2 protein-coding genes are annotated in these 820 nt (G+C 57.7%); both read left to right on the plus strand.

Annotated elements, in window-relative coordinates; translation table 11 throughout:
- The coding region (locus ACY45C_RS20640) for a substrate-binding domain-containing protein (RefSeq protein ID WP_462189209.1) at positions 1–400 on the plus strand (400 nt) is incomplete at its 5' end.
- A gap of 156 nt (positions 401–556) precedes the next feature.
- The gene (locus ACY45C_RS20645; protein ID WP_462189210.1) at positions 557–751 is read left to right on the plus strand and encodes a hypothetical protein; all 195 of its coding nucleotides are present in this window, start codon (positions 557–559) and stop codon (positions 749–751) included.
- Positions 752–820: the final 69 nt, after the last annotated feature.

The following is an 820-nucleotide window of genomic DNA, read 5'->3' on the forward strand; positions in this document are numbered from 1 at the left end:
CGAACCCATCAAGTCGGTGGTCGACAAGGGAATCCCCGTTGCCACCGCAATCAATAACTTGACTAACACTGATCAATTGACGGCTCAAAGCCTTGTTAATAACGAGCAGAGTGGGGCCATAGCGGCCAAGTACCTGGCCGAGAAGGCAAACGGTAAGAAGGTCAAGGTCGGCCTCATGACGTTCACTGCTGCTGACGGGGAGCGGCATGGCTTCGAATCTGAGATTAAGAAGTACGACAACATTACCTACGTTGGGGCGCAGTTCGATGCTGGCGGCGTAGCTGACACCACGAAGACCGCTGCCGCCATGCTGGCTCGTCATCCTGACCTCTTCGGCGTCTTCGGTACTGAGACTCAGGCGACAACCGGCATCGTGACGGCCGCCAAGGAGTCGAAATGAAATAACTTGCGCGTTTCGAACCCTCCACAGGCCTGTGACCTGCGATGATGCTCTCGATCACGTATTTGTTACTTCATTACGTCCCCCAAGCAGCGCGGCGCGGATCTGGAAATTGTTGGCGGTTACGGCGGTTCGGATGACACCACCATCGCCCAGTTGAACGCAGGAGAAGTCGCTGCAATCACATCTCTTCCGGAGCGGGAGATTGGCGCCAACGCGGTGGATCAGATCGTCAACAAGTTGACGGGCCGTCCGGTGGAAACGGTCGTGAACCTCGACTTCGCGCTCTACACCAAGGAGTCCCTGGCGAAGGCAGGTGTCTCGCTGGGAAACGCGCTAGCCAAGTGCTAAACGCCGCCGTTGAACTCGGCAGCGCCGATCGTGTTGCCCTGCCACTACCGCGCTATCGGCGGATGGGTG

The organism is Frankia sp. CcWB2 (genome assembly GCF_977927585.1).